This is a genomic window from Pseudomonas saudiphocaensis, assembly GCF_000756775.1.
GTDB lineage: Bacteria > Pseudomonadota > Gammaproteobacteria > Pseudomonadales > Pseudomonadaceae > Stutzerimonas > Stutzerimonas saudiphocaensis.
In genome coordinates, this window is record NZ_CCSF01000001.1 from 3,466,911 (window position 1) to 3,490,110 (window position 23,200).

Sequence of the window (23,200 nt, forward strand, 5' to 3'; positions counted from 1 at the left end):
GGAGTGCAGCTTGAAACCGGTGAAAGTTGGCATCTGTGGGCTGGGTACCGTCGGTGGCGGAACCTTCAATGTGCTGCAACGCAATGCCGAGGAAATTGCCCGTCGCATCGGGCGTGGTATCGAAGTCGTGCAGATCGCGACTCGTCAACCAAACCCACGTTGTGACACCGGTAGCATCACCATTACCGACGACGTTTTCGCCGTTGTCAGCAACCCCGATATCGATATTGTCGTCGAGCTGATCGGTGGCTATACCCTGGCGCTGGAGCTGGTGCTCAAGGCCATCGAGAACGGTAAGCACGTGGTCACCGCCAACAAGGCGCTGATCGCCGTGCACGGTAACGAAATCTTCGCCCGGGCCCGTGAAAAAGGCGTCATCGTCGCCTTCGAGGCCTCGGTTGCAGGCGGCATTCCGGTGATCAAGGCTATCCGTGAAGGCCTGGCGGGCAACCGTATCAACTGGCTGGCCGGCATCATCAACGGCACTGGCAACTTCATCCTCACCGAGATGCGCGAGAAGGGTCGCACCTTTGAGGACGTGCTCAAAGAAGCCCAGGAGCTGGGTTATGCCGAGGCCGATCCGACCTTCGACGTCGAAGGCATCGATGCTGCGCACAAACTGACCATCCTTGCGTCCATTGCATTTGGCATCCCGCTGCAGTTCGACAAGGCCTACACCGAAGGCATTTCCCAACTGACCACGGCGGATGTGAATTACGCCGAGGCGCTGGGTTATCGCATCAAGCACCTGGGTGTGGCGCGCCGCACCGAAGCAGGTATCGAGCTGCGTGTGCATCCGACGCTGATCCCCGCCGACCGTCTGATCGCCAACGTCAATGGCGTGATGAACGCGGTGATGGTCAATGGCGATGCCGTGGGCAGCACCCTTTATTACGGCGCCGGCGCCGGCATGGAGCCGACCGCATCGGCAGTGGTTGCCGACCTGGTTGATGTGGCACGCGCGCTGAGCGCCGACCCGAGCAATCACGTACCGCCTTTGGCCTTCCAGCACGACGCGCTGTCAGCTCATCCGATCCTGCCGGTGAGCGACTGCGAGAGCGCCTACTATCTGCGTATCCAGGCCAAGGATCATCCCGGCGTGCTGGCTCAGGTCGCGACCATTCTTTCCCAGCATGGCATCAATATAGAGTCGATCATGCAGAAGGAAGCCGAAGAGCATGACGGCCTGGTGCCGGTCATTCTGGTTACGCATCGGGTGGTGGAAGAGCGTATCGACAACGCCATCTCCGCGCTGGAAACCTTGGATGACGTGATCGGCAAGGTCGTACGGATTCGTGTGGAACAGCTGAATTAACTTGGAGTCGCGAGCCCTGGCGAATCGCTCGGCTTGCGGCTCAAACCGAAGGTTTGAACAAATGCGCTATATCAGCACCCGTGGCCAGGCACCGGCCCTGAATTTCGAAGACGTGCTGCTGGCTGGCCTGGCCAGCGACGGCGGCCTGTATGTGCCGGAAAACCTGCCGCGCTTTACCATCGAGGAAATCGCCTCCTGGGCCGGCCTGCCGTATCACGAGCTGGCATTCAAGGTCATGCGCCCCTTCGTGGCCGGCAGCATTCCCGATGCCGACTTCAAGCAGATTCTCGAAGAAACCTACGGCGTTTTCGCCCATAGCGCGGTCGCGCCCCTGCGTCAGCTGGACGGCAACGAGTGGGTGATGGAGCTGTTCCACGGCCCGACCCTGGCCTTCAAGGATTTCGCCCTGCAGCTGCTGGGTCGCCTGCTTGACTATGTGCTGGCCAAGCGCGGCGAGCGTGTGGTGATCATCGGTGCCACTTCCGGTGATACAGGCTCGGCGGCCATCGAAGGCTGCCGCCGCTGCGAGAATGTCGACATCTTCATTCTGCATCCGCACCAGCGCGTGTCCGAGGTGCAGCGCCGCCAGATGACCACCATCTTCGGCGACAACATCCATAACATCGCCATCGAAGGTAACTTCGATGACTGCCAGGAGATGGTCAAGGACAGCTTCGCTGACCAGGGCTTCCTCAAGGGCACCCGTCTGGTGGCGGTGAACTCGATCAACTGGGCGCGGATCATGGCCCAGATCGTTTACTACTTCCATGCGGCGCTGCAGCTGGGCGGCCCGGCGCGTTCGGTGGCGTTCTCGGTCCCGACCGGCAACTTCGGCGATATCTTCGCCGGCTACCTGGCGCGCAACATGGGCCTGCCGATCAGTCAGCTGGTGGTCGCCACCAACCGTAACGACATTCTGCACCGCTTTATGAGCGGCAATCGTTACGATAAGGACACCCTGCATCCGTCGCTTTCGCCATCCATGGACATCATGGTGTCGTCCAACTTCGAGCGTCTGCTGTTCGATCTGCATGGCCGCAACGGCGCTGCCGTGGCTGAGCTGATGAACTCGTTCAAGGCCACCGGCAAGCTGTCGGTCGAGGAGGGGCGCTGGACCGAGGCGCGCAAGCTGTTCGATTCCCTGGCCGTGGATGACGAGCAGACCTGCAAGACCATCGCCGATGTATTCGCCGCCACCGGTGAGGTGCTCGACCCGCATACCGCGATTGGCGTGCATGCCGCTCGTGAATGCCGCCGCAGCCTCTCGACACCCATGGTGACCCTGGGCACTGCACACCCGGTGAAATTCCCCGAAGCGGTGGAGAAGGCCGGTGTTGGTCGCGCCTTGGAGCTGCCGGCGCACCTGGCTGATCTGTTCGAGCGTCCGGAGCGCTGCACAGTGTTGGCCAACGATCTGAAGGCCGTGCAGGCTTTCGTCAGCGAACATGGGAACCGCGGCAAGCCGCTGTAAGCCGGCGTTGATGCAAAAAGGCCAGTCGAGAGACTGGCCTTTTTATTTGTGCTGGGTTTTTGCTCGGATGACCGATTTACCGCGTGGGGCATGGTGGATGTGGAAAGCGACATCCACCCTACGCGCCGGCAGTTGCTACTCGTCGAACTCTTCCCAGCCGCCCATTTCCTTCCAGCGGTTGACGATGCCGCAGAACAGCTCGGCGGTTTTTTCCGTGTCGTAGCGGGCCGAGTGAGCTTCGCGTCCATCGAAGTCGATGCCGGCCGCCTGACAGGCCTTGGCCAGTACGGTCTGGCCGTAGGCGAGGCCGGCGAGGGTCGCCGTATCGAAGCTGGAGAAGGGGTGGAAGGGATTGCGCTTGATATCGCAGCGGGCAATTGCCGCGTTGAGAAAGCCCAGGTCGAAGCTGCTGTTGTGCCCGACCAGAATGGCGCGCTTGCAGCCTGCGGATTTCACCGCCTTGCGTACGCCACGGGTGATGTCGCCCATCGCCTGGGCTTCAGGGACGGCCATGCGCAGCGGGTGGTCCAGCTTGATGCCGGTGAACTCCAGCGCGGCGGCTTCGATATTGGCGCCGGGGAAGGGCTCCACACGATAGAACAGGGTGTCCTGCGGATAGAGCAGGCCCTGTTCATCCATGCCGATGGTTACCGCGGCGATTTCCAGCAGGGCATCGGTGGCGCAGTTGAAACCGCCGCACTCGACGTCGACCACTACCGGCAGGAAGCCGCGGAAGCGGCGTGCCATGGGTGAGCGGGGTTTGCCGGAAAGGCTGTTGTCCTGTTCGTCGTCGAACGACTCCTCGCTCATGCGTGCGTCTCCAGTCGCCATTGCAGGGTTTCGCCGGCGCGCAGGGGCACCAGATTGTGTTCGCCGAAGGGCAGGTGGCTGGGCACGCTCCAGGGTTCGCGTACCAGGGTGATCTGCTCGGTGTTGCGTGGCAGGCCGTAGAAGTCTGCGCCGAAGTGGCTGGCAAAGGCTTCCAGACGATCCAGGGCGTTGCGCTGCTCAAAGGCCTCGGCATACAGCTCGATGGCTGCATAGGCGGTGTAGCAGCCGGCGCAACCGCAGGCGTTTTCCTTGGCGTGCTGGGCGTGGGGTGCCGAGTCGGTGCCGAGGAAGAAGCTCGGGTTGCCGTTGGTGGCGGCGTCCAGCAAGGCTTCCTGGTGGACGTTGCGCTTGAGGATCGGCAGGCAGAAGAAATGCGGACGGATGCCGCCCACCAGCATGTGGTTTCGGTTGTAGAGCAGGTGATGCGCGGTGATGGTCGCGCCCACGTTACTGCTGGCAGCCTCGACGAACTGCACAGCGTCGCGGGTGGTGATGTGCTCGAAAACGACTTTCAGCGCCGGGAAGCGCTCGGTGATCCGGCTCAGCTGCTCGTCAATGAAGTATTTCTCGCGATCGAAGATATCGATCTCCGCGCGGGTCACCTCGCCGTGTACCAGCAGCGGCAGGCCAACCTCAGCCATGGTTTCCAGCACCGGGAAGATGTTGTCGATCTTCGTCACGCCGGAGGCCGAGTTGGTGGTGGCGCCGGCCGGATAGAGTTTGGCTGCGAAAACCAGGCCGCTGTCCTTGGCTGCGCGAATCTCTTCGGGCTGCGTGCCATCGGTGAGGTAGAGCACCATCAGCGGCTCGAAGGCATTGCCTGCGGGGCGGGCAGCGATGATCCGCTGGCGATACTCGTTCGCTTCGGCGGCATTGCGCACCGGCGGCACCAGGTTAGGCATGACGATTGCGCGGGCGAACTGGCGCGCGGCGTCTGCAACGGTGTGGGCCAGTGCCGCGCCATCGCGCAGGTGGATATGCCAGTCGTCGGGACGAAGGAGGGTAATGCGATCGGACATGCGGGTTTCCAAGCGGATCAAACGTGCTGGAATGCTACCGGAAAATCCGCCAGCCTGCCTTAAAGCTCAAGCCTGGCAGGCAGCTATAAGCCGCCGCGGACGGTGCGACGGAAAAGACCGGCGGGTTCGGTGCAGGGAAGTCACTGCGCGGGACAATCGCGCTGGGGGTCGCGTGCCCACTGTCGGGCGGTTTCGGCAATGCGATCGGCCAGTGTGCTGATTGCCCGCTGGTGTGCCAGCACCAGACTGTCCACCTCGTTGCCGGCCTGCTCGTGGATCACGCTGGCGCAGGTCAGCGCACGTTGCTGCTGATTGCGCCCGCTGAGCTCCAGACTCCAGACGACGTCCAGCGCGGCGTGGTGACCGGGCAGCGAATCGAAACGCCGTACGTCGGTGCGCAGGCTGAGCAGAGGCTTATCGGACTTTCCAGGTAGACCGGCCAGATCCCGCACGCCAAGGCGCTGTTCCAGTTCGATCGCCAAGGCGTCATGAAACTCATCGGCTGGCGGCGAGGCCCAGAGCGCGGTTTCCAGAATCGCCAGGCGGCCGTCGCTCTGGCGCACCACCAGGCTGGGCTGGTCGACCTGTACCGGTATGCGCACTGGCAGCACCTGCAGCTGGAAATCTACCGGACTTCCCGCCGTGGCTTGCGGCTGCGTGGCGATTAGCGTGTGGTAATTGGTCGGGGCCGAGCTGCAGGCGCTCAGCACGAGCGCCCCGGCAAGCATCAGCAAAGAAGGGCGCAGGGTCATGGTTGGGGCTCCGAATTGAGTTCGCGAGAGGTGGCTTGGCCCTTGAAGCTGGCGGGCGCATCGGCGCCGTCCCGGCCGCGAATCAAGGATTCAGGATGGCGGCTGAGGTAATCGGATAGCACTCGCACCGAGCGCACGGCGCGCTGGACTTCGCCAAGCGTGTCGCCCAGTTGCTGGCGCTGCGGCGAGCCATCGGCCAGCGCCTGATTGGCGTTCTCAAGGGTCTGCTCCGATCGCTCCAGGGTGCGCTGCAGTTGCGGAAGTACGTCGCCGTTGACCTGCTTGAGCGTCTGGCGCAATTCATCAAGGCTGCCGTTCAGGTTGTCAGCCAGGGAGTCGATCGGCAGCTTGCCGAGTTTGTCGACGATGGCCTGCAGCTGTTCCTGCAGCTTGTCGAAGCTGCCGGCGATGGTCGGGATCGTCATTGGGCGAGCATGCTGATCGAAGGCTACCTCGGGGGCGCGCGGGTCGAAATCCAGCGAGATGTACAGCTGGCCGGTCAGCAGGTTGCCGGTTCTCGCCTGCGCTCGCAGGCCACGCTCGACGAACATCTGCATCAGTCGAGCGGCGTGCTCTTCGGAATCGCCGCCCAGAGCCTGGGACAGTTTGTCGTGTGCGGCGCCCAGACGGTTGGGGTAGATCAGTGCGCCGACCACCACGGGAAAGCGCTGGGTCTGTTCGTCATAGTCGAGCTTGACCGATACCACGCGACCGATGGGTACGCCGAGAAACTCCACAGGCGCATCGCTGTTCAAGCCGCGCAGGGGCTGATCAAAGCGCATTTGCACATAACGCGGCGGGCCGTCGGACGGCGCCATGGCCTTGCGTATGTCGGGGAACAGGGTGAACTCGTGGTCCTGCTCGGCGAGCTTGGCGTCGGGGCTGTAATTTGGGGCACGAAAGGCGATGCCGCCGGCCAGGATCGCCGAGACCGATTCGGCGTTGACGGTGAGGCCGTCGGCAGCAACCGAGACGTCGATGCCGCTGGCGTTCCAGAAGCGCGTGTCGTCGGTGACGAACTTGTCGTAAGGGGCGTTTACGAAGATCTGTACCTGGACGCCTTTGCCGTCGTCTGCCAGGCCGAGCGAAATCACCTGGCCGACCTGAAGGCGGCGAAAGTACACCGGCGAACCAATGCCCAGGGAGCCCAGGTCATCGGTGTTGAGGGTGAACTGCTTGCCTTTGGCGCCAAAGGTCACGGGCGGCGGTGCTTCCAGGCCGACAAACTTGCGCCGGGTTTCCTCGGCGCGCCCGGCGTCCGCACCGATGAAGGCCCCGGACAGCAGCGTGTCGACGCCGGATACACCGCTGGCGCCGATGCGCGGGCGTACCACCCAGAACTTGGTGTCTTCGCGAGTGAAGGGCTCGGCGTTCTGATCCAGCTCAATGGTGGCGATAACGCGGGTGTGATCCTCGCTGAGACCGATGTCAGTCACCTGGCCGATGACCACGTTCTTGTACTTGACCTGGGTCTTGTTGGCTTCCAGGCCCTCGGCGGTCTCGAAGCTCACGGTGATCTGCGGGCCGGCCGACAGCCAGTTCTGCACGATCATCGAAAAGCCCACCAAGGCAGCGGCGATGGGGACCAGCCAGACCAGCGAGACGCGCACGCGCCGCTGTCTCACCTCGGGAGTGCCGGCAGATGTTTCGGGGCTGTACGGGTTATCTGACATCGTCGTTCTCTGCATCCCAGGTCAGTCGCGGATCGAAACTCATCGAGGCTAGCATCGTCAGCACCACCACCAGGCCGAAGAATAGAATGCCCAGGCGCGGCTCGATGGTGCTCAATGCACGGAACTGCACCAGTGCCGCCACCAGGGCCACCACCAGTACATCAAGCATCGACCAGTAGCCGATGGTTTCGATAAAACGATACAGCTGCGCACGTTCGCGCATGGCCCAGCGGCTGCGGCGCTGAGCGCAGATCAGCAGCAGCCCGAGGACGAAGAATTTCATGCAGGGCACCACTACGCTGGCGATGAAGATCAACAGCGCAATGTCCCAGGCACCTTCCTTCCAGAACTCGACCACACCGCTCAGGATAGTGTTCTCGCTGCCGCTGCCGAACATGTCGGTGTACATCACCGGCAGCGTGTTGGCCGGTAGATATAAAATCAGCGCAGCGATCAGCAAGGCCCAGGTGCGGGCGATGCTGTTCGGTTTGCGCTGGTGGAGCGGGGCTTCGCAGCGTGGGCAATCGCGGTCCGTCAGGCGGCAGGTGAGGCCGCAATCGTGGCATAGCTGCAGCCCCAGCTCTGAGGCATAAGGTGGCTGGCTCATCGCGGCTTCACCCCCAGGTCGTCCCACAGATCGCGTACATCGCGCCCGGCGATCAGCAGAATCAGAATGGTGAGTATGGCCATGGCCCAAAGGCCGATGCCTGGATGCACGTCGAGCATGCCGGCGAGTTTGATGATGGCGACCAGAATGCCCAGCAGGCAGACCTCCAGCATGCTCCAGGGACGCAGGTGCTCCAAGGCACGCATACAGGTGCGAAAGCCCGGCGCGATCCGGCCGCTGCGCGCATGCACCAGCACCCAGGCCAGCAGGATGATCTGCAGGCCCGGCGCAAAGATGATGCTGAGCCCGGCGACCAGTGCAATCGGGGTTATCCGCCCGTAGGCCAAGGCTTCGACGGTGCCCCACAGCGTCGCCTCGTTGCTTAGCCCCTGCAGGCCTATCTGCATGATGGGGAAGGCATTGGCGAACAGGAACAGGATCGCGGCGGCCAGAGTCAGCGCCAGCAGCTGGTCGCTGTTCAGATGACGGCCTCGCTCCAGCAGCGCGCCGCAGCGCAGGCAGTGGGCGCTCTGTCGGCGTGCCAGGGCAAGGCGTCGATATACCGAGTCGCAGTGCTCACAGATGATCAGCGACTGCTCGTTCGGCGTGACGGGCACTGACGAGCCGGTATCGGCGGTTGGCCGTAATGGAGTGCCGGGGTTCAAGGCATCCACTCGATGGGGAGAGTCGACATGAACGACACGCTGGTCCTTTTCCTGAAGCTGGTTCGTGGCTTGGTATCAGGGCGTACCAGCCGGTCTTCCCGCTGGTCTGGTCCTTGGCATTCGCCGGATTGGGTAAACACCATTTCATAAGCCTTCTCGGGAACGCTGTTCGATCGCGGCCGCCATGTTTGGACTTTCAATCATTAGGCCCGGTTCGGTTGTGAGAGTCGCAGCCGGCGATGTAAATGCTAGCGCAGATCGCTCAATGGCTGCCGCATGGTGACACTCAACAGGGCCATGATGAGGCAGGCATCGGACTTCCTGCACTCAAGTTTTTCCGGCCTGGCCCGATAGCCCGTTAGACCGCTTTGCTCCTGGAGTTCACCGTGCGCCTGCGCCCTTTAATCCTGGCTTGCCTACTGGCTTCGCCGGCCAATGCCCTGACTTTCCAGACGCGTCTGGAGCGGGTGGAGTGGCAGGTCGAAGGTGATCAGTTCGAGTGCAGGCTGGTGCAGCCCATTGCCGGTTTTGGCCGTGGCGAGTTTGTGCGCCGCGCCGGTGAAGAACCGATTTTCCGCCTCAACTCGCCAGAGCGCTGGTTGGGCGCCGGTTCAGCGACACTGCTGGCAGCCGCGGCACCCTGGCAGCCGGCGCGCAGCGATATCAACCTGGGCGTGGTGACCGTGGGCGATGGGGATATTCCCTTCAACAGCTCGTATCTTCAGGCCGGACGCCTGCTCAGTGGCCTGCTCGACGGCCGCAGCCCGGTGGTGCGCCATCGCACCCTGCACGGCGGCGAAGCGCTGGAGGTGCGTCTGTTGCCGGCGCGTTTCGGCAAGGCCTATGAAGATTTTCGTGGCTGCACGGCCAAGCTGTTGCCAGTGAATTTCGACCAGATCCGCAAAACGCAGATCGGCTTTCCCAGCAGCGACGTCACGCTCGATGCGCGGGGCCAGGCCAAGCTCGACATCATCCTGCAGTACCTGAAGGCCGATCCAACGGTCAATCGCATCCAGCTCGACGGCCATTCCGACAACAGCGGCAATCGCTTGTCCAACCGCGACCTTTCACGCCGCCGCGCCCTGGCCGTGGAGGAATACCTGCTCGCCAACGGCGTGCCGAAGGAGCAGATCACCCTGCGCTTTCATGGCGAACGCTACCCGCTGGTGCCGAACCGGGATGCGGCCAGTCGTGCCAAGAACCGACGGGTAGGTTTGAGCCTGTATCGTGAGCCGGCCAGCACCACCGCCGCGGTTGAGCGTGTCGATTCGTCTTCTTGAGGCGAGATCCAGGGCCAGACAAGGCCGTGCCCCTGTAAAACAAACGTCGCGAGCAGTAGAATTACCGGCTTTCCCGTACTACCCGTGGAGCTGATGGCATGTCGGACGTTAAGAAGGTGGTTCTGGCCTATTCCGGTGGCCTGGATACCTCGGTGATTCTCAAGTGGCTGCAAGACACCTACAACTGTGAAGTGGTGACCTTCACCGCTGACCTCGGTCAGGGCGAAGAGGTCGAGCCGGCCCGCGCCAAGGCTCAGGCCATGGGTGTCAAGGAAATCTACATCGACGACCTGCGCGAAGAGTTCGTGCGTGATTTCGTCTATCCGATGTTCCGCGCCAACACCGTCTACGAAGGCGAATACCTGCTGGGCACTTCGATTGCCCGTCCGCTGATCGCCAAGCGTCTGATCGAAATCGCCAACGAAACCGGCGCTGACGCCATTTCCCACGGCGCCACCGGCAAGGGTAACGACCAGGTGCGTTTCGAACTGGGCGCCTATGCGCTCAAGCCGGGCGTCAAAGTCATCGCTCCCTGGCGCGAATGGGACCTGCTGTCGCGCGAGAAGCTGATGGACTATGCCGCCAAGCACGAGATCCCGATCGAGCGCCACGGCAAGAAGAAATCGCCGTACTCCATGGATGCCAACCTGTTGCATATCTCCTATGAAGGTGGCGTGCTGGAAGACACCTGGACCGAGCACGAAGAGGACATGTGGCGCTGGACCAAGTCTCCGGAAGCCGCGCCGGACACTCCAACCTACATCGAGCTGACCTACCGCAAGGGCGACATCGTCGCCATTGATGGCAAGGAGATGAGCCCGGCCGAAGTGCTGACTTACCTGAACAAGGTTGGCGGCGAGAACGGCATCGGTCGCCTGGATATCGTGGAGAACCGCTACGTGGGCATGAAGTCCCGCGGCTGCTACGAAACCCCCGGCGGCACCATCATGCTCAAGGCTCACCGCGCCATCGAGTCCATCACCCTGGACCGTGAAGTCGCCCACCTGAAAGACGAGCTGATGCCCAAGTACGCCAGCCTGATCTACAACGGCTACTGGTGGAGCCCGGAGCGTCTGATGCTGCAGCAGATGATCGACGCTTCCCAGGCTACGGTGAACGGCGTGGTACGCCTGAAGCTGTACAAGGGCAACATCATCATTGCTGGGCGCAAGTCCGACGACTCCCTGTTCGACGCCAACATCGCCACCTTCGAGGACGATGCCGGCGCCTACGACCAGGCCGATGCAGCCGGTTTCATCAAGCTCAACGCCCTGCGCCTACGCATCGCTGCTGGCAAGGGTCGCAGCCCGCTGTAAGTCTGCTGGCCTCCGCTGCAATGGCGGAGGCCGGTATGCAGTGGCTGGCAGGCGAAGTTGCGAGAGTCGCTCTGGTAAACTCTTGCTGAACCGAGAACCCCAACCCTGGTTGGGGTTTTTCATTTACCGTTCGTTGAGGGGAACGCAATGAGGCTACTTCACACCATGCTCCGCGTCGGCGATATGGAGAAATCCATCGCCTTCTACACCGAAGTGCTGGGCATGACCCTGCTGCGCCGCAAGGACTATCCGGACGGCAAATTCACCCTGGCGTTCGTCGGCTACGGTGACGAGGCCCACAACAGCGTCATCGAGCTGACCCACAACTGGGGCGTCGACAGCTACGAGCTGGGCAACGGCTACGGGCATATCGCCCTGGAAGTTGAGGATGTCTACAAGGCCTGCGAGGACATTCGCAGCCGTGGCGGCAAGATCACCCGCGAGCCGGGGCCGATGATGCACGGTAGCAGCATCCTGGCGTTCGTCGAAGATCCGGATGGCTACAAGATCGAGCTGTTGTCGCCCAACCGCGGCGACTGATTCCGAGCTTCGCCAAAACTGAAAAAGCCCCGATTTTCGGGGCTTTTTTCGTTACAGGTCGAAGTCGTATTCGTTGAGTTGCTTGCGCAGTCTGCGTTCTTCGAGCAGGTTGTCGATGATGCGGCGCTTGGTCAGGTTGGTCTTGGCCACTTCAATGGGTGCTTCTGGGGTATCGTCCTCGTCCTCACCGACGAAGTCGTCTTCAATCTCGATATCTTCTTTCTCGGACACTTGTCTTTACTCCACGGCTTAAGGCGCGCTGTTGGCGCACCTTATAGCGACAAAAAACAAGGTCGTAAAAAAGATTTTTTCAATCGATTGATAGGTTTTTTCACTAAAACCTAATCGTCGGAAGTCTTGTGCTTGTATTCGCACAGATCTTCGATGCGGCAGCTGCCACATTGGGGGCGGCGCGCCTTGCAAACGTAGCGCCCATGCAGGATCAGCCAGTGGTGGGCGTCCAGCAGGTACTCCTTGGGCACGAAGCGCAACAGCTTGCGCTCGACCTCCAGCACGTTCTTGCCAGGCGCGATATTGGTGCGATTGGCGACGCGAAAGATATGGGTATCCACCGCCATGGCGAGCTGTCGAAACGCCGTGTTGAGTACCACGTTGGCGGTCTTGCGGCCGACGCCGGGCAGGGCTTCAAGGTCTTCGCGGTTGTCCGGGACCTGACTGCCGTGCTTCTCGATCAGGATGCGGCAGGTCTCGATGACGTTCTTCGCCTTGCCTCGGTACAGGCCGATGGTCTTGATGTACTCCGACAGCCCCTCGACGCCCAGCGCATAGATCGCTTCCGGCGTGTTGGCGACCGGGTACAGCTTGGCGGTGGCCTTGTTGACGCCGACATCGGTGGCTTGCGCAGAGAGGATCACTGCAATCAGCAGCTCGAATGGAGTGTTGTAGGCCAACTCTGTCTTGGGCTCGGGGTTGTCCTCATGGAAGCGACGAAATATCTCCCGGCGTTTTTCCGCATTCATGGTTACTCGATAACTCCGGTTACCCGTACCCGGCGGCTCTGTACCGGCGCTTCCGGTTGCTCCGCCTTGGCGCGTTCGGCCAGCTGCTCATCGATGCGGTTCTTCAGGGCGATCAACAGACCGAGCACGATAAACGCGCCCGGCGGCAGAATCGCTAGCAGGAAGCCTTTGTAGTCGCTGAATACGGTGATCTGCCAGTCCGCCGCGATGGGGCCGAACAGCAGGTGCATGTTGGCGAATAGCGTGCCGGTGCCGAACAGCTCGCGCAGGCTGCCCAACACCAGCAGCACCAGTGCGAAGCCCATTCCCATGATGAATCCGTCGTAGCTTGCGACCAGTGGCTTCTGCTTGGCCGCGAAGCCGTCGGCGCGGCCGAGGATCACGCAGTTGGTGGTGATCAGCGGGATGAAGATGCCCAGTATCTGAAACAGCTCGTAGGTGTAGGCCTGCATCAGCAGCTCAATGCAGGTAGTCAGTGCGGCAATGATCATGACGAACGCCGGCAGGCGAACGGCAGTGTGGACCACGCCACGTACCAGGGAAACGCTGAGGTTGGAGCAGGTCAGTACCAGTGCTGTGGCCAGACCCAGGCCCAGGGCGTTGACCGATGAGTTGCTGACCCCCAGCAGTGGACAAAGGCCCAACAGCTGAACCAGCGCCGGGTTGTTCTTCCACAGGCCGTTAAGGGTCAGTTCGCGGTAGCTGGGTGTGCTCATGGCGTGTCACCTCTCTGCTCGGATTGCGGATCAGTGATCTGCAGCTCGTCACGGGTTGCAGCGCTGCCAGCGCGGGAGTGAGTGGCTTCGTCGGGTTCGCTCAATTCCGGCAGCGCCTGTGAAGGCTCGACCGGCTGGGTGGTGGCGCTGAATAGCTCTTCGCGGTGGGCCTCGAAGTACTGCAGGGCCCGGTGGACAGCCGCCACAACCGCACGTGGCGTGATGGTGGCTCCGGCGAACTGGTCGAAATCGCCGCGATCCTTCTTTACAGCCCAGCCGCTGGCTTCTGGGGCATCCAGAGATTTGCCGTCGAAACTGAGGATCCAGCGGTCCTTGGCCAGCTCGATCTTGTCGCCCAGGCCCGGTGTTTCGCGGTGGCGGACTATGCGCACACCGGCGATGCGACCGTCGGAAAATATTCCGATCAGCAGATCGATGGCGCCGCTGTAGCCGTCCGGCGCGACGGCCGGGAGGATCACCGCGCTTGGCTTGCCATTGGCGCGGGCGATGTATGCCGGCGCGGGCCGTCTGTTGCCGAGCAGTGGGTGCTGGACTTCAATGCTGCTGTCGAGCAATTGGTTGTCGTAACTGCTGCGCGGCAGAATTTCGTTGAGTGCCCGTAGCTGTGCGGCACGCTCGGCAGCCTGGATGCGCTCGGCGGTGAATTGCTGCAGCACGGTCACCCCGCCAACGGTGACCACAGCGAACAGCCCCAGTACCAGGGCGTTCTTGAACATCGAGCGACTGAGTTCGGGGAGGATCATGTCATTCGCCCATCTTGAAGCCGCGCTCGGCCTTGCGGTGGCCGTAGGTGCGCGGACGGGTGTAATAGTCGATGGTTGGCGCGGACAGGTTCATCAGCAGTACGGCGAATGCGACGCCATCCGGATAACCGCCCCAGGCGCGAATCACGTAGACGAGAATGCCGACGCCAGCGCCGAAGATCAGCCGGCCCAGGTTGCTGGTGGCGCTGCTGACCGGGTCGGTGACGATGAAGAACGCGCCGAGCATGGTGGCGCCGCTGAGCAGGTGAAATAGCGGCGAGCCGTTGCTGTCGGAGCCCGAACCATTCCAGAACACCAGGCTCATCAGTGTCAGCGCAGCGAGCATGCCCACCGGGGCGTGCCAGCTGAACAGGCGCTTGTGCAGCAGGAACAGACCGCCGGCAAGGAACGCCAGGTTGACCACCTCCGAGCCGATCCCGCCGAAATGCCCGAAGGCTGGATTGGCCCAGAGCTCTTCTATCGTCAGACTTTTGTTCAGCTTCATCGCGTCCAGTGCGGTGGCCTGGCTCCAGCCATCGGGCATCGAGGCAATACCAAGGATATGCTGCAGGCCGGCACCAAGCCCTACGCCGTGAGGCACTGGCCAGGAAGTCATCTCTACCGGAAAGGAAATCAGTACCACAACATAGCCGACCATGGCCGGGTTGAAGGGATTCTGCCCCAGCCCACCATAGAGCTGTTTGCCGAAGACGATGGCGCTAGCGGTGGCGATCAGGGTCAACCACCAAGGCGAGTAGGGCGGCAGCGCCAACGCCAGTAGCACGGCGGTAACCAGGGCGCTGCCATCGCGCAGAAAGAATTGCACCGGGCGTTGCCGAACCTTGAGCAGCAACGCCTCGAAACCCAGCGCGACGGCGCTGGCCCAGCACAGATTGATCAGCGTGCCGGGGCCGTAGAGCCAGGTGAGGGCGACGATACCCGGCAGTGTTGCGGCCAGTACCAGCAGCATGACCCGTTGGGTGCGGTTGCTGCCGGTGCTGTGCGGTGAAGTGATACGTGGCAGTGCCATTGGCGCTCCGGTCGAATGTGCTACGGGCTGCGCTATCAGAGCGCGTTACCCGGAAGTGGCGGCAGGCCGCTCCTTACAAATCAGTGTGTTCCTGCAGCTTGCGTTCGGCTTCGTGCAAGCGCTCACGAGCGGCTTCGATTGCAGCGCTGTCGCTGCCGGCATCACGCTCCAGCTTGCGCAGGTCAGCGCGGGCAAAGGCCACCTCAGTCTTCAGTGCGCGTGCCTGCTCGTCGATCGGCCGCTTGTCGGTGCGAACCAGCTCTGGTGCGGGCTTGGCAGATTGTTCTTCTGCGGCATGCAGTGCCTCTTCGACAGTCCTCAGAGCGTCACGCAGCTGGCAAAGCTCGATCTCGTCAGCCCCGGCCTTTTCGGCTTTCTTCAGCTCGGCGCGCTTCATGGCCAGTTCGATCTTGGCCTTCTTCAGCGCATCGTCGCCGGCTGCTTTCCTCGGCGCAGCTGGTGCGTTTTGTTGTGCCTCGGCCAGCGTCTGTTCAGCTTGGGCCAGTTGGGCTTGCAGGCGTGTCAACTCGGCCTGCTGCTCGTCGTCGCGTGTTTCCAGCTTCTCCAGCTTGCGCAGCTGGGCACGAAGCATGGCGGCTTCGATCTTGGCCTTTTTCAGCGCTTCGTCATCGGCTGCCTTCTTCGGTGCCGCCGGTGCGTTTTGTTGTGCGTCGGCGAGAGCCTGCTCAGCTACGGCCAACTGGGTTTGCAGACGCGTCAACTCGGCTTGTTGCTCGTCGTCGCGTGTTTCCAGCTTTTCCAGTTTGCGAAGCTGGGCGCGGAGCATGGCGGCTTCGATCTTGGCCTTTTTCAGCGCTTCGTCATCGGCTGCCTTCTTCGGTGCGACCGGTGCGTTTTGCTGTGCGTCGGCGAGAGCCTGCTCAGCCTCGGCCAACTGGGTTTGCAGACGCGTCAGCTCGGCCTGTTGCTCGTCGTCGCGTGTTGCCAGCTTCTCCAGCTTGCGTAGCTGGGCACGGAGCATGGCGGCTTCGATCTTGGCTTTTTTTAGCGCTTCGTCATTGGCCGGAGCTGCGGCAGCCTCTACAGCCGGTGCGGCGGCGTTGGCGGCATCCAGCGCCCGCTGCGCTTCGCTGGCGGCAATACGCAGCTCGGCGACCTGGGCCTCCAGCTCGGGCGTAGCGTGTGCGGCGAGCTGCTTCTCGGCTTTCTTCAGGGCGACCTGAGCCATGCTGGCTTCGATCTTGAGCTTCTTCTGCTCCTCGGTAAGCCCAGCTTTCTGGGCCTGGACGCGGGCTACAGGGTCGTCCTGGCTGGCAGCCTGTGACTGAGCTTCCTTGGCTCGTGCCGCGCGTTCGGCGCGGGCCTTGCGGTCGGCTTCCTTTTGCTCTTCGGCACGGCGCAGGCGTTCCTGGCGCATTTCAAAGCGCTGCCGGGAGTGTTCGGCTTTCTGCTGCTTCTGCTCCAACGCGCGGATCTCGCCTTTGGCGGCCCGGTAGTACTGCACCAGAGGAATGCTCGATGGGCAGACGTAGGCACAGGCACCGCACTCGATACAGTCGAACAGGTTGTAGGCCTTGAGCTGATCGTGTTCCTGGCCCAGCGCAAAGAAATGCAGCTGTTGCGGCAGCAGACTGGCCGGGCAGACCTCGGCACATTCGCCGCAGCGGATGCAGGGCAACGCAGGTGGTGGCGGCGGCAGCTCTTGTGCGGTGCTGGCCAAAAGACAGTTGGTAGTCTTGATCAGCGGCACATCCAGCGAGGGCAGTGTAAAGCCCATCATCGGGCCGCCCATGATCAGGCGATTGAGCTTGCCGCTGTCGAGCCCGGCGAAGGCCAGGAGTTCGGACACCGGCGTGCCGATCAGCGCTTCGACGTTCATCGGCTGCGCAAGCGCTTCACCGGTGAGCGTGGTTATGCGTGAGATCAGTGGCTTGCCCAGCAATACCGTATCGTGGACTGCGACGCAGGTGCCGACGTTCTGGCAGAGCATGCCAATATCGGCGGGCAGCCCGCCGCTCGGCACTTCTTCGCCGGTGAGAATCTGGATCAGCTGCTTTTCACCGCCGGATGGGTACTTGGTAGGAAACACCTTGAGTACGTAAGGGCGGTCGCCGATTGCAGCACGCACGGCTTCGATGGCTTCGGGCTTGTTGTCCTCGATGCCGATCAGAACCTGCTGCGGCTTGATCAGGTATTCGAGGATCTCGATGCCGGCGACCAGTTCTGCTGCCTTCTCGCGCATCAAAAGGTCATCGGCGGTGATATAGGGCTCGCACTCGGTGCCGTTGATGACCAGGGTGTGAATGGTCTGGGTCGGTGGCGCAGTGAGCTTTACGGCAGTCGGAAAGCCGGCACCGCCGAGACCACTGATACCGGCCTGGTGAATCAGGTCCAGCAGTTGCTCCGGTGGCAGCTGGCGATAGTCGGTATGCGGGTGCAGTTCGATCCACTGATCGCGACCATCGCTGTCGATGACGATTGCGTTGCTCAGCATGCCCGACGGGTGGGGGTAAGGCTGCGGGCCGATGAAACTTACGATGCCTGAGGTGGGAGCGTGTACCGGCGCGCTGACGAATCCGGCAGCCTCGGCGAGCAACTGGCCCTTGAGCACCTGCTCGCCCACGGCGACGCAGGGCTCGGCGGACGCGCCCAGGTGCTGCGAAAGCGGCAGGACAAGGCGCTTGGGAAGGGGCATCTGCCGGACCGGCGTGCGGTTGGAAAGCTCCTTGCGCTCGGGCGGGTGAATGCCGCCGTGGATGTCCCATACGGTCAGTGAAGTCATGCGGCTTGCTCCCGGTCACTGGCGATGAGCTGTCCTGGCGCCAATGGCTGACTCCACTTCCAGCTTTGCAGGTTGCTGCCCACTTCGATCATATCGATGCAGTCCACCGGGCAGGGCTCGACGCAGAGGTCGCAGCCGGTGCATTCGGACACGATCACGGTATGCATCTGCTTCGCTGCACCGACAATAGCGTCCACCGGACAGGCCTGGATGCACTTGGTGCAGCCGATGCATTCGGCCTCGCGGATGTAGGCGACACGCGGAGGCACTTCGCCCTCTACTGCGTCCAGCGGCTCGGGTTCGACGTCCAGCAAGTCGGCCAGCGCCTGGATTGTGGACTCACCGCCTGGGGGGCACTTGTTGATCTTGTCGCCGGCCGCGATGGCCTCGGCGTAGGGTTTGCAGCCCGGGTAGCCGCACTGGCCGCATTGTGTCTGCGGCAGCAGAGAGTTGATCTGCTCGGCAATAGGGTCACCCTCAACCCGAAAGCGTACCGCCGCAAAACCCAGGATCGCTCCGCAAGCCAGGCACAGCGCCAACAGGGCGAGAACCGCAATCAGCACCAGGCTCATAGTTTGATCAGCCCGGTGAAGCCCATGAACGCCAAAGACATCATGCCGGCGGTGATCATCCCGATAGCCGCACCCTGAAATGAGCGGGGAACGTCGGCGATGGCGATGCGCTCGCGCATGGCGGCAAACAGCACCAGCACCAGGGAGAAGCCCAGACCGGCGGCAAAGCCGTTGGCGGTCGCGGTAATAAAGGTGAATTCCGACTTGTTGGCATTGAGCAGGGCAACACCGAGCACGATGCAGTTGGTTGTGATCAGCGGCAGAAAGATGCCCAGTACGCGGTACAGCAGGGGGCTGGTCTTGTTCACCACCATCTCGGTGAACTGCACCACCACAGCGATCACCAGGATGAAACTGATGGTGCGGAGAAATTCCAGATCCAGTGGCTTCAATACGTATTGCTGCAGCAGATAGCTGCACATCGCGGCCAATGTCAGCACGAAGGTCGTGGCCAGAGAGAGGCCGATGGCGGTTTCGATCTTCTTCGAAACGCCCATAAACGGGCACAGACCAAGAAACTGTACCAGCACGAAATTGTTGACCAGGATGGCGCTAACCATGATCAGGGCGAGTTCGGTCATGCAGGTTCCTGTGGTGCTCTGTAAGAGCCCGAGGCTAAAAGGGCGCCATTATCGGCAAGCGGTCGCGGCCATACAAGCCGCGACTGCCTGTCGCAGGCTGTGCCGGCCGTCTGTTGGCTGTTCATATCGGCCCTGGCTATGGTCTGATGAAAGACGCCGCGGCAATTGTCGCGGCTTCGCTTGCGGAGGTATCCGATGAACACCAGAAGCCTTTTGTTGCTGCTTGGGCTGGGTTTGACCCTGACGCTGCCGGTGCAGGCCGATAGGTCAGGGCGCATCTGGGTTTACCAGCCGGACGGCAACAGCTATCGCATCGGCAGTGGTTCGTATCGGTACGATCCACGCAGCCCTTATCCACAGCACCGTCAGTACCAGCAGAATTTGCCGCCTCGCTATCAAGGGCAGTTGCCGCCGCAGTATTACGATCGCCATCGCAACGTCGATCGTCCGCAACGCTGGAACGACGGTCGCCGACCCGGAATCAATCACCCGCCGCGCTGGCAGCATGAGCGGCGATCAGGGAACTATAGTCGCGATTACGGCCCGCGGCAGGGGCGCGATTATCGGCCACCACAGCGGCGTGATTTCAATCCGCAGCGCGGTTATCGACGCCCCTGAGGTTCAGCGATTTTTCCACTGTGGCTCGCGCTTTTCCAAGAAGGCATTGACACCTTCCAGAGTGTCCTGAGCCTCGAACAGGCCCAGGAAAGCCTCACGTTCGGCGGCGCCCAGAGTGTCGGGGCCGCGACTGCGGACACTATCGATCAAAGGCTTGATGGCGCGGACCGCCACCGGGCTTTGTCGGGCGACTCTTGAGGCGAGCAGCAGCGCATGACCACGCGACTCGCCGGGCTCGACTATCTGTTCGATAAGGCCAATGCGCAGTGCGGTTTCGCTGTCGAGGCGTTCACCGCACAGGATCATGCGCTTGGCCCAGCCTTCACCAACCAGCCAAGCCAGCGCTTGGGTTCCGCCAGCGCAGGGTAGCAGTCCCACCGAGGCTTCCGGCAGGCCCAGTTGAGCCTGGCGTTCGGCAATGCGAATGTCGCAGGCCAGTGCACACTCCAGGCCGCCGCCCAGGGCGAAGCCGTTGATGGCTGCGATGGAAACACCACGAAAATCACGCAGGGCCTCGAAGGCTTCGCCGAAGCGGCGTGCCATTTCCCGCGCCCGCAGTCGATCGCCGTCGGCGAAGAGCTTCAAGTCAGCGCCAGCACTGAAAAACTTTTCGCCCTGCCCACAAATCACCAGAGCATAGATATCGTCGTCGTGATTGAGATGCTCGATTACTAGCTTGAGGCCAATCAGCGACTCCCTATCCCATGTGTTGGCGGGGGGGTGGTTGATGGTGATCAGCGCCGTGTGGCCGTGCTTTTCGACGGTCAGCTTGTGGGTCAGGTCGAAGATGCCGGGCTTGTAGGGTTCGAGTGCGTTGCTCATGGGCTTGATCCTCGTGGGTGGTCAGGACTCTGCATTCAGAGTTCATCGAGGCGCCGGGGTGCAATGACCCTGCCGAAACGGGAATGGCTGTTCGACCATTCCCGCGGTGTTGCTATTGCAGTTGCAGCGGTTGGTTGGCCGAACGTCGTTCTTCCTGCCACTCCGCCAGGGACGGCGCCGCGACATCGCCGGACAGCCGGTGGACGATCTCAAAATAGTCCTGCCTGTATTTGTCCTTCAGGACCTCTTCACGCTGCTTGACTCGTAAAGCGTAGACCGTCTGCACGCTCTGGTGGTCGAAATCACGCCAGTACTGTTCATCCTTGAGCAGTGTGTAACGGTGATTTTCCAGCGCGGCGATCAGCTTTTCGCTATCGAGGCTACGAGCACGCTCTACTGCATCGGCCCACTGGTTCACAATGGTGTAAGCAATTGCTGCCGAGCTGGAAGGCCGAACCTGATAGGTTTCACTGAAGCTTTTCACGAAGGCCTTGCCTCGCTCGGACCCCTCGACCTCCGGCACTCGCCAGGTCCAGGGCTCGCTACCCAGCACGCCACGCATGATGTCAGGGCCGGCGGATTCGACCATGGTTGTGCTCAGGTTGGGTACGGCTATCTGCATCTTCTTGTTCAGACCCAGCTCATCGGCAATGCGCATCGCGCGCACCATGTCCTCGCCGTAAAGCACCAGCGCCAACACGTCGGCACCGCTTTGCTCAGCTTGTTTCAGGGCCTGGCGGAAGTCGGAGAGGCGAGCGTTGGGGAAGGGGGTCTTGACGCCAGGGTGCTTCGACTGGTCCATGGTGTTGGTTGCCTGGCGCAGCGAGCTTTCACTGGTGTGGCCCCAGGTGTAGTCGGCGGTGATATAGAAGTAGTTCTTGCCAGGCATGGTTTTATTCAGATATTGCCCCAGCACCCGCGCGCTCATCCACGCACTGGTACTTTCGCGGAACATGTATCGGTGGCCATCCCTGCCAGTGGTGTCGTTGGAATAGGTGATGGTGCCGAAGTACAGTAGCCCACGCTCCCTTGCACGCTTGCCTGCGGAGATGGCCACGGCACTGGAGACGCCGCCAAAGAGCATAGCCGCACCCTCGTCGGCCAGTCTGTCAACGTTGACCACCGCCTTCTCTGGGCGTGAAGCTGTGTTGCGGCTGATCAGCTCCAGAGGCCTTCCGAGGACGCCACCGCGCTGGTTGATCTCGTCTATTGCCAGCAGAGCGCCGCGCATTTGCGACAGGCCTTCCTCTTTGTAGGGGCCGGTTCGCGGATAGTTGAGTCCTAGCTTGATGGGGTCCGCAGCTTGGGCAGTAAGACAGAAACCCAGCCCCAGAGCCAAGAGGGTAGTCCGTTTCATCGCGGGGGATCCTTTATATGTTTTTTTTGTTTGGCAGAGTCGCTTTTGTACAGTGGCCTGCGCCAACCCGTCACCCTTTCTAAGGTCGTAGAAACCTCAGGTGTGCGCTGGTCAACATTAGCGGAACCTTCCCAGGCTTAGTAGTGCACTGGATCAAGCTCTTTGCAGTCCGGCATGCTTTGAGGTTTGACACTTTGTTTCGTAAATTCCGCAGGAGCGACAAATGAGTCAGGATCATCGGTTGAAGCTCGAAGAGAGCTGGAAGGCGGCACTGCGCGATGAGTTCGCCCAACCGTACATGCGTGAACTCGGCGATTTTCTTCGGCGGGAGAAAGCCGTCGGCAAGGTCATCTATCCGCCCGGTCCGCTGATTTTCAATGCGCTGGACTCCACGCCCCTGGATCAGGTGCGGGTGGTGATTCTCGGCCAGGACCCCTATCACGGCCCGGGGCAGGCCCACGGTTTGTGTTTTTCGGTTCAGCCGGGCGTGGCACCTCCGCCCTCGCTGCAAAATATTTACAAGGAACTCAAGCGCGACCTGAATCTGGATATTCCGCGGCACGGCTATCTGCAGCATTGGGCGGATCAGGGCGTTCTGATGCTCAACACCTCGCTCACGGTGGAGCAGGGGCGGGCTGGGTCACACGCAAAAATGGGCTGGCAGCGACTGACGGACAGAATCATCGAGATTGTCAGCGAGCAGAGAGCGAATATTGTTTTCATGCTGTGGGGCGCCCATGCGCAGAGCAAGGCCAAGTTGATCGATCCAACTCGCCATCTGTTGCTCAAGTCGGTGCATCCTTCACCGCTGTCGGCCCATAGGGGGTTTATCGGCAACGGACATTTCAGTCGTGCCAATCAGTTTCTCCGCCAGCACGGCTTGGAGCCTATCGACTGGCAGCTGCCGGCAGAAGTGTGAAGCGGCGCCAGAGTTGGCGCCGCAGGAAGTTACTGTTTGGCGCCGTGCGTCGAGGCTAGTTCCTGGGCGTGCTTGAGATGCTGTTCAAGCTTGGGCAGCGTCGTTTCGGCAAACTGCTTCAGCTCGGCGTTTTCGCCGTTCTGGGCGTATTCGCGAAACAGCTTGATAGTCTGCTCGTGAGCCATGACCTGGTTGTTTGCATAGGCCTTGTCAAAATTCTCACCTTCACGGAACTGGAGGATCATGGCTTTTGCCTTGTCCATCAGCGTGGCATTGTCGGATATCTCCAGATCCTCTTGCTGGCCGGCGATTTCGGCCAGTTTCTGATTGGCCTGGGTGTGGTCATCGATCATTTTCTGGGCAAAGGACCGGACGTCTTCAGAGTCGCTCTTGTCCAGCGCCAGCTTGGCGGTTTCGATTTCCGCGATACCCTTGGCAGAGGCTTCGTCAACGAAGTTCTCACCATCAGCCGCCAGGGCAAGATTTGCAGCCATGCCAAATAAGATTGCGGTAGTGCCTGACAGAAATGCTTTGGTTGTGCTGTTCACGATATTTCCTCCAGTCATCCGAACGGCAGGATGCCGTCCCAGTTTGAGACTGGAGGGCGTGGAAGCGGTTCCTGGTAGGGG

The 23,200-nt window shown here is 61.5% G+C and carries 24 protein-coding genes; 7 read left to right on the top strand and 17 right to left on the bottom strand.

What is annotated here, in order from left to right; translation table 11 throughout:
- Positions 1 to 10: 10 nt before the first annotated feature.
- Both BN1079_RS16145 and thrC read left to right on the top strand, forming a co-directional pair.
- On the top strand, positions 11 to 1,315 hold the full coding sequence (locus BN1079_RS16145; protein WP_037026185.1) for a homoserine dehydrogenase: 1,305 nt from the start codon (positions 11 to 13) through the stop codon (positions 1,313 to 1,315).
- 61 nt (positions 1,316 to 1,376) lie between these two features.
- On the top strand, positions 1,377 to 2,786 hold the full coding sequence (thrC, locus tag BN1079_RS16150) for a threonine synthase (protein WP_037026187.1): 1,410 nt from the start codon (positions 1,377 to 1,379) through the stop codon (positions 2,784 to 2,786).
- A gap of 135 nt (positions 2,787 to 2,921) precedes the next feature.
- Here the strand turns inward: thrC and rnt are convergent, their stop codons facing one another.
- From rnt to BN1079_RS16180, 6 genes are all read right to left on the bottom strand, one after another.
- Positions 2,922 to 3,596, bottom strand: coding sequence for a ribonuclease T (gene rnt, locus BN1079_RS16155; RefSeq protein ID WP_037026190.1), 675 nt, complete (start codon positions 3,594 to 3,596; stop codon positions 2,922 to 2,924).
- A complete protein-coding gene (gene pyrC / locus BN1079_RS16160; RefSeq protein WP_037026192.1) occupies positions 3,593 to 4,636 on the bottom strand; it encodes a dihydroorotase in 1,044 nt (347 codons plus the stop codon). The genes rnt and pyrC overlap by 4 nt, the downstream gene beginning before the upstream one ends.
- A 140-nt stretch (positions 4,637 to 4,776) precedes the next feature.
- Complete coding sequence (locus tag BN1079_RS16165; protein WP_037026195.1) at positions 4,777 to 5,388, bottom strand: PqiC family protein; 612 nt, start codon at positions 5,386 to 5,388, stop codon at positions 4,777 to 4,779.
- On the bottom strand, positions 5,385 to 7,061 hold the full coding sequence (locus BN1079_RS16170) for a PqiB family protein (RefSeq protein WP_037026197.1): 1,677 nt from the start codon (positions 7,059 to 7,061) through the stop codon (positions 5,385 to 5,387). Before BN1079_RS16170 ends, BN1079_RS16165 begins: the two co-directional genes overlap by 4 nt.
- Positions 7,051 to 7,668 carry a paraquat-inducible protein A gene (locus tag BN1079_RS16175; protein ID WP_037026199.1) on the bottom strand — a complete coding sequence of 206 codons (618 nt, stop codon included), beginning with the start codon at positions 7,666 to 7,668 and terminating at the stop codon, positions 7,051 to 7,053. Before BN1079_RS16175 ends, BN1079_RS16170 begins: the two co-directional genes overlap by 11 nt.
- On the bottom strand, positions 7,665 to 8,285 hold the full coding sequence (locus tag BN1079_RS16180; protein ID WP_037026200.1) for a paraquat-inducible protein A: 621 nt from the start codon (positions 8,283 to 8,285) through the stop codon (positions 7,665 to 7,667). Before BN1079_RS16180 ends, BN1079_RS16175 begins: the two co-directional genes overlap by 4 nt.
- 434 nt (positions 8,286 to 8,719) lie before the next feature.
- Between BN1079_RS16180 and BN1079_RS16185 the strand changes: the two genes are divergently transcribed.
- From BN1079_RS16185 to gloA, 3 genes are all read left to right on the top strand, one after another.
- Complete coding sequence (locus BN1079_RS16185; RefSeq protein ID WP_037026201.1) at positions 8,720 to 9,613, top strand: flagellar protein MotY; 894 nt, start codon at positions 8,720 to 8,722, stop codon at positions 9,611 to 9,613.
- A gap of 98 nt (positions 9,614 to 9,711) precedes the next feature.
- The gene (locus BN1079_RS16190) at positions 9,712 to 10,929 is read left to right on the top strand and encodes an argininosuccinate synthase (protein ID WP_037026202.1); all 1,218 of its coding nucleotides are present in this window, start codon (positions 9,712 to 9,714) and stop codon (positions 10,927 to 10,929) included.
- A 147-nt stretch (positions 10,930 to 11,076) separates the two neighbouring features.
- Positions 11,077 to 11,469, top strand: coding sequence for a lactoylglutathione lyase (gloA, locus tag BN1079_RS16195; protein ID WP_037026204.1), 393 nt, complete (start codon positions 11,077 to 11,079; stop codon positions 11,467 to 11,469).
- A 51-nt stretch (positions 11,470 to 11,520) separates the two neighbouring features.
- Here gloA and BN1079_RS16200 read toward each other — a convergent pair whose 3' ends face one another.
- The 8 genes from BN1079_RS16200 to rsxA all read right to left on the bottom strand — a co-directional run bounded on the left by BN1079_RS16200 (position 11,521) and on the right by rsxA (position 18,855).
- Positions 11,521 to 11,700, bottom strand: coding sequence for a PA3496 family putative envelope integrity protein (locus BN1079_RS16200; protein WP_037026207.1), 180 nt, complete (start codon positions 11,698 to 11,700; stop codon positions 11,521 to 11,523).
- 110 nt (positions 11,701 to 11,810) lie between these two features.
- A complete protein-coding gene (gene nth / locus BN1079_RS16205) occupies positions 11,811 to 12,449 on the bottom strand; it encodes an endonuclease III (RefSeq protein WP_037026209.1) in 639 nt (212 codons plus the stop codon).
- A gap of 2 nt (positions 12,450 to 12,451) precedes the next feature.
- Positions 12,452 to 13,165 carry an electron transport complex subunit E gene (locus BN1079_RS16210; RefSeq protein ID WP_037026211.1) on the bottom strand — a complete coding sequence of 238 codons (714 nt, stop codon included), beginning with the start codon at positions 13,163 to 13,165 and terminating at the stop codon, positions 12,452 to 12,454.
- Entirely contained in the window at positions 13,162 to 13,929 is a 768-nt protein-coding gene (gene rsxG / locus BN1079_RS16215) for an electron transport complex subunit RsxG (protein ID WP_037026212.1), read from the bottom strand. Before rsxG ends, BN1079_RS16210 begins: the two co-directional genes overlap by 4 nt.
- A 1-nt stretch (position 13,930) precedes the next feature.
- Positions 13,931 to 14,959, bottom strand: coding sequence for an RnfABCDGE type electron transport complex subunit D (locus tag BN1079_RS16220; RefSeq protein WP_037026213.1), 1,029 nt, complete (start codon positions 14,957 to 14,959; stop codon positions 13,931 to 13,933).
- A gap of 73 nt (positions 14,960 to 15,032) precedes the next feature.
- Complete coding sequence (rsxC, locus tag BN1079_RS16225) at positions 15,033 to 17,702, bottom strand: electron transport complex subunit RsxC (protein WP_037026215.1); 2,670 nt, start codon at positions 17,700 to 17,702, stop codon at positions 15,033 to 15,035.
- A complete protein-coding gene (gene rsxB / locus BN1079_RS16230) occupies positions 17,699 to 18,274 on the bottom strand; it encodes an electron transport complex subunit RsxB (RefSeq protein WP_037026216.1) in 576 nt (191 codons plus the stop codon). Before rsxB ends, rsxC begins: the two co-directional genes overlap by 4 nt.
- Positions 18,271 to 18,855, bottom strand: a complete 585-nt coding sequence (rsxA, locus tag BN1079_RS16235; protein ID WP_037026220.1) for an electron transport complex subunit RsxA — start codon at positions 18,853 to 18,855, stop codon at positions 18,271 to 18,273. Before rsxA ends, rsxB begins: the two co-directional genes overlap by 4 nt.
- Before the next feature lie 195 nt (positions 18,856 to 19,050).
- Between rsxA and BN1079_RS16240 the strand changes: the two genes are divergently transcribed.
- Complete coding sequence (locus BN1079_RS16240; RefSeq protein ID WP_037026223.1) at positions 19,051 to 19,473, top strand: hypothetical protein; 423 nt, start codon at positions 19,051 to 19,053, stop codon at positions 19,471 to 19,473.
- A gap of 3 nt (positions 19,474 to 19,476) precedes the next feature.
- Here the strand turns inward: BN1079_RS16240 and BN1079_RS16245 are convergent, their stop codons facing one another.
- Together BN1079_RS16245 and BN1079_RS16250 are read right to left on the bottom strand one after the other, a co-directional pair.
- Entirely contained in the window at positions 19,477 to 20,295 is an 819-nt protein-coding gene (locus BN1079_RS16245; protein ID WP_037026225.1) for an enoyl-CoA hydratase, read from the bottom strand.
- 112 nt (positions 20,296 to 20,407) lie between these two features.
- Positions 20,408 to 21,652: a substrate-binding protein gene (locus BN1079_RS16250; RefSeq protein ID WP_037026226.1), complete on the bottom strand. Its 1,245-nt coding sequence runs from the start codon at positions 21,650 to 21,652 to the stop codon at positions 20,408 to 20,410.
- A gap of 223 nt (positions 21,653 to 21,875) precedes the next feature.
- Here BN1079_RS16250 and ung point away from each other — a divergent pair, with 223 nt between their 5' ends.
- Entirely contained in the window at positions 21,876 to 22,571 is a 696-nt protein-coding gene (ung, locus tag BN1079_RS16255) for a uracil-DNA glycosylase (RefSeq protein ID WP_037026230.1), read from the top strand.
- A 29-nt stretch (positions 22,572 to 22,600) separates the two neighbouring features.
- Here ung and BN1079_RS16260 read toward each other — a convergent pair whose 3' ends face one another.
- Positions 22,601 to 23,119, bottom strand: coding sequence for a DUF4142 domain-containing protein (locus tag BN1079_RS16260; protein WP_037026233.1), 519 nt, complete (start codon positions 23,117 to 23,119; stop codon positions 22,601 to 22,603).
- Between the last annotated feature and the right edge of the window lie 81 nt (positions 23,120 to 23,200).

Bases quoted from the DNA above. Each gene is read 5' to 3' on its own strand.
- BN1079_RS16170 (WP_037026197.1), bottom strand. From the start codon at position 7,061: ATGTCAGATAACCCGTACAGCCCCGAAACATCTGCCGGCACTCCCGAG.
- rsxG (WP_037026212.1), bottom strand. From the start codon at position 13,929: ATGATCCTCCCCGAACTCAGTCGCTCGATGTTCAAGAACGCCCTGGTA.
- BN1079_RS16190 (WP_037026202.1), top strand. From the start codon at position 9,712: ATGTCGGACGTTAAGAAGGTGGTTCTGGCCTATTCCGGTGGCCTGGAT.
- pyrC (WP_037026192.1), bottom strand. From the start codon at position 4,636: ATGTCCGATCGCATTACCCTCCTTCGTCCCGACGACTGGCATATCCAC.
- rnt (WP_037026190.1), bottom strand. From the start codon at position 3,596: ATGAGCGAGGAGTCGTTCGACGACGAACAGGACAACAGCCTTTCCGGC.
- nth (WP_037026209.1), bottom strand. From the start codon at position 12,449: ATGAATGCGGAAAAACGCCGGGAGATATTTCGTCGCTTCCATGAGGAC.
- rsxA (WP_037026220.1), bottom strand. From the start codon at position 18,855: ATGACCGAACTCGCCCTGATCATGGTTAGCGCCATCCTGGTCAACAAT.
- ung (WP_037026230.1), top strand. From the start codon at position 21,876: ATGAGTCAGGATCATCGGTTGAAGCTCGAAGAGAGCTGGAAGGCGGCA.
- BN1079_RS16245 (WP_037026225.1), bottom strand. From the start codon at position 20,295: ATGAGCAACGCACTCGAACCCTACAAGCCCGGCATCTTCGACCTGACC.
- gloA (WP_037026204.1), top strand. From the start codon at position 11,077: ATGAGGCTACTTCACACCATGCTCCGCGTCGGCGATATGGAGAAATCC.
- BN1079_RS16250 (WP_037026226.1), bottom strand. From the start codon at position 21,652: ATGAAACGGACTACCCTCTTGGCTCTGGGGCTGGGTTTCTGTCTTACT.
- thrC (WP_037026187.1), top strand. From the start codon at position 1,377: ATGCGCTATATCAGCACCCGTGGCCAGGCACCGGCCCTGAATTTCGAA.
- BN1079_RS16210 (WP_037026211.1), bottom strand. From the start codon at position 13,165: ATGAGCACACCCAGCTACCGCGAACTGACCCTTAACGGCCTGTGGAAG.
- rsxC (WP_037026215.1), bottom strand. From the start codon at position 17,702: ATGACTTCACTGACCGTATGGGACATCCACGGCGGCATTCACCCGCCC.
- BN1079_RS16175 (WP_037026199.1), bottom strand. From the start codon at position 7,668: ATGAGCCAGCCACCTTATGCCTCAGAGCTGGGGCTGCAGCTATGCCAC.
- BN1079_RS16165 (WP_037026195.1), bottom strand. From the start codon at position 5,388: ATGACCCTGCGCCCTTCTTTGCTGATGCTTGCCGGGGCGCTCGTGCTG.
- BN1079_RS16240 (WP_037026223.1), top strand. From the start codon at position 19,051: ATGAACACCAGAAGCCTTTTGTTGCTGCTTGGGCTGGGTTTGACCCTG.
- rsxB (WP_037026216.1), bottom strand. From the start codon at position 18,274: ATGAGCCTGGTGCTGATTGCGGTTCTCGCCCTGTTGGCGCTGTGCCTG.
- BN1079_RS16220 (WP_037026213.1), bottom strand. From the start codon at position 14,959: ATGGCACTGCCACGTATCACTTCACCGCACAGCACCGGCAGCAACCGC.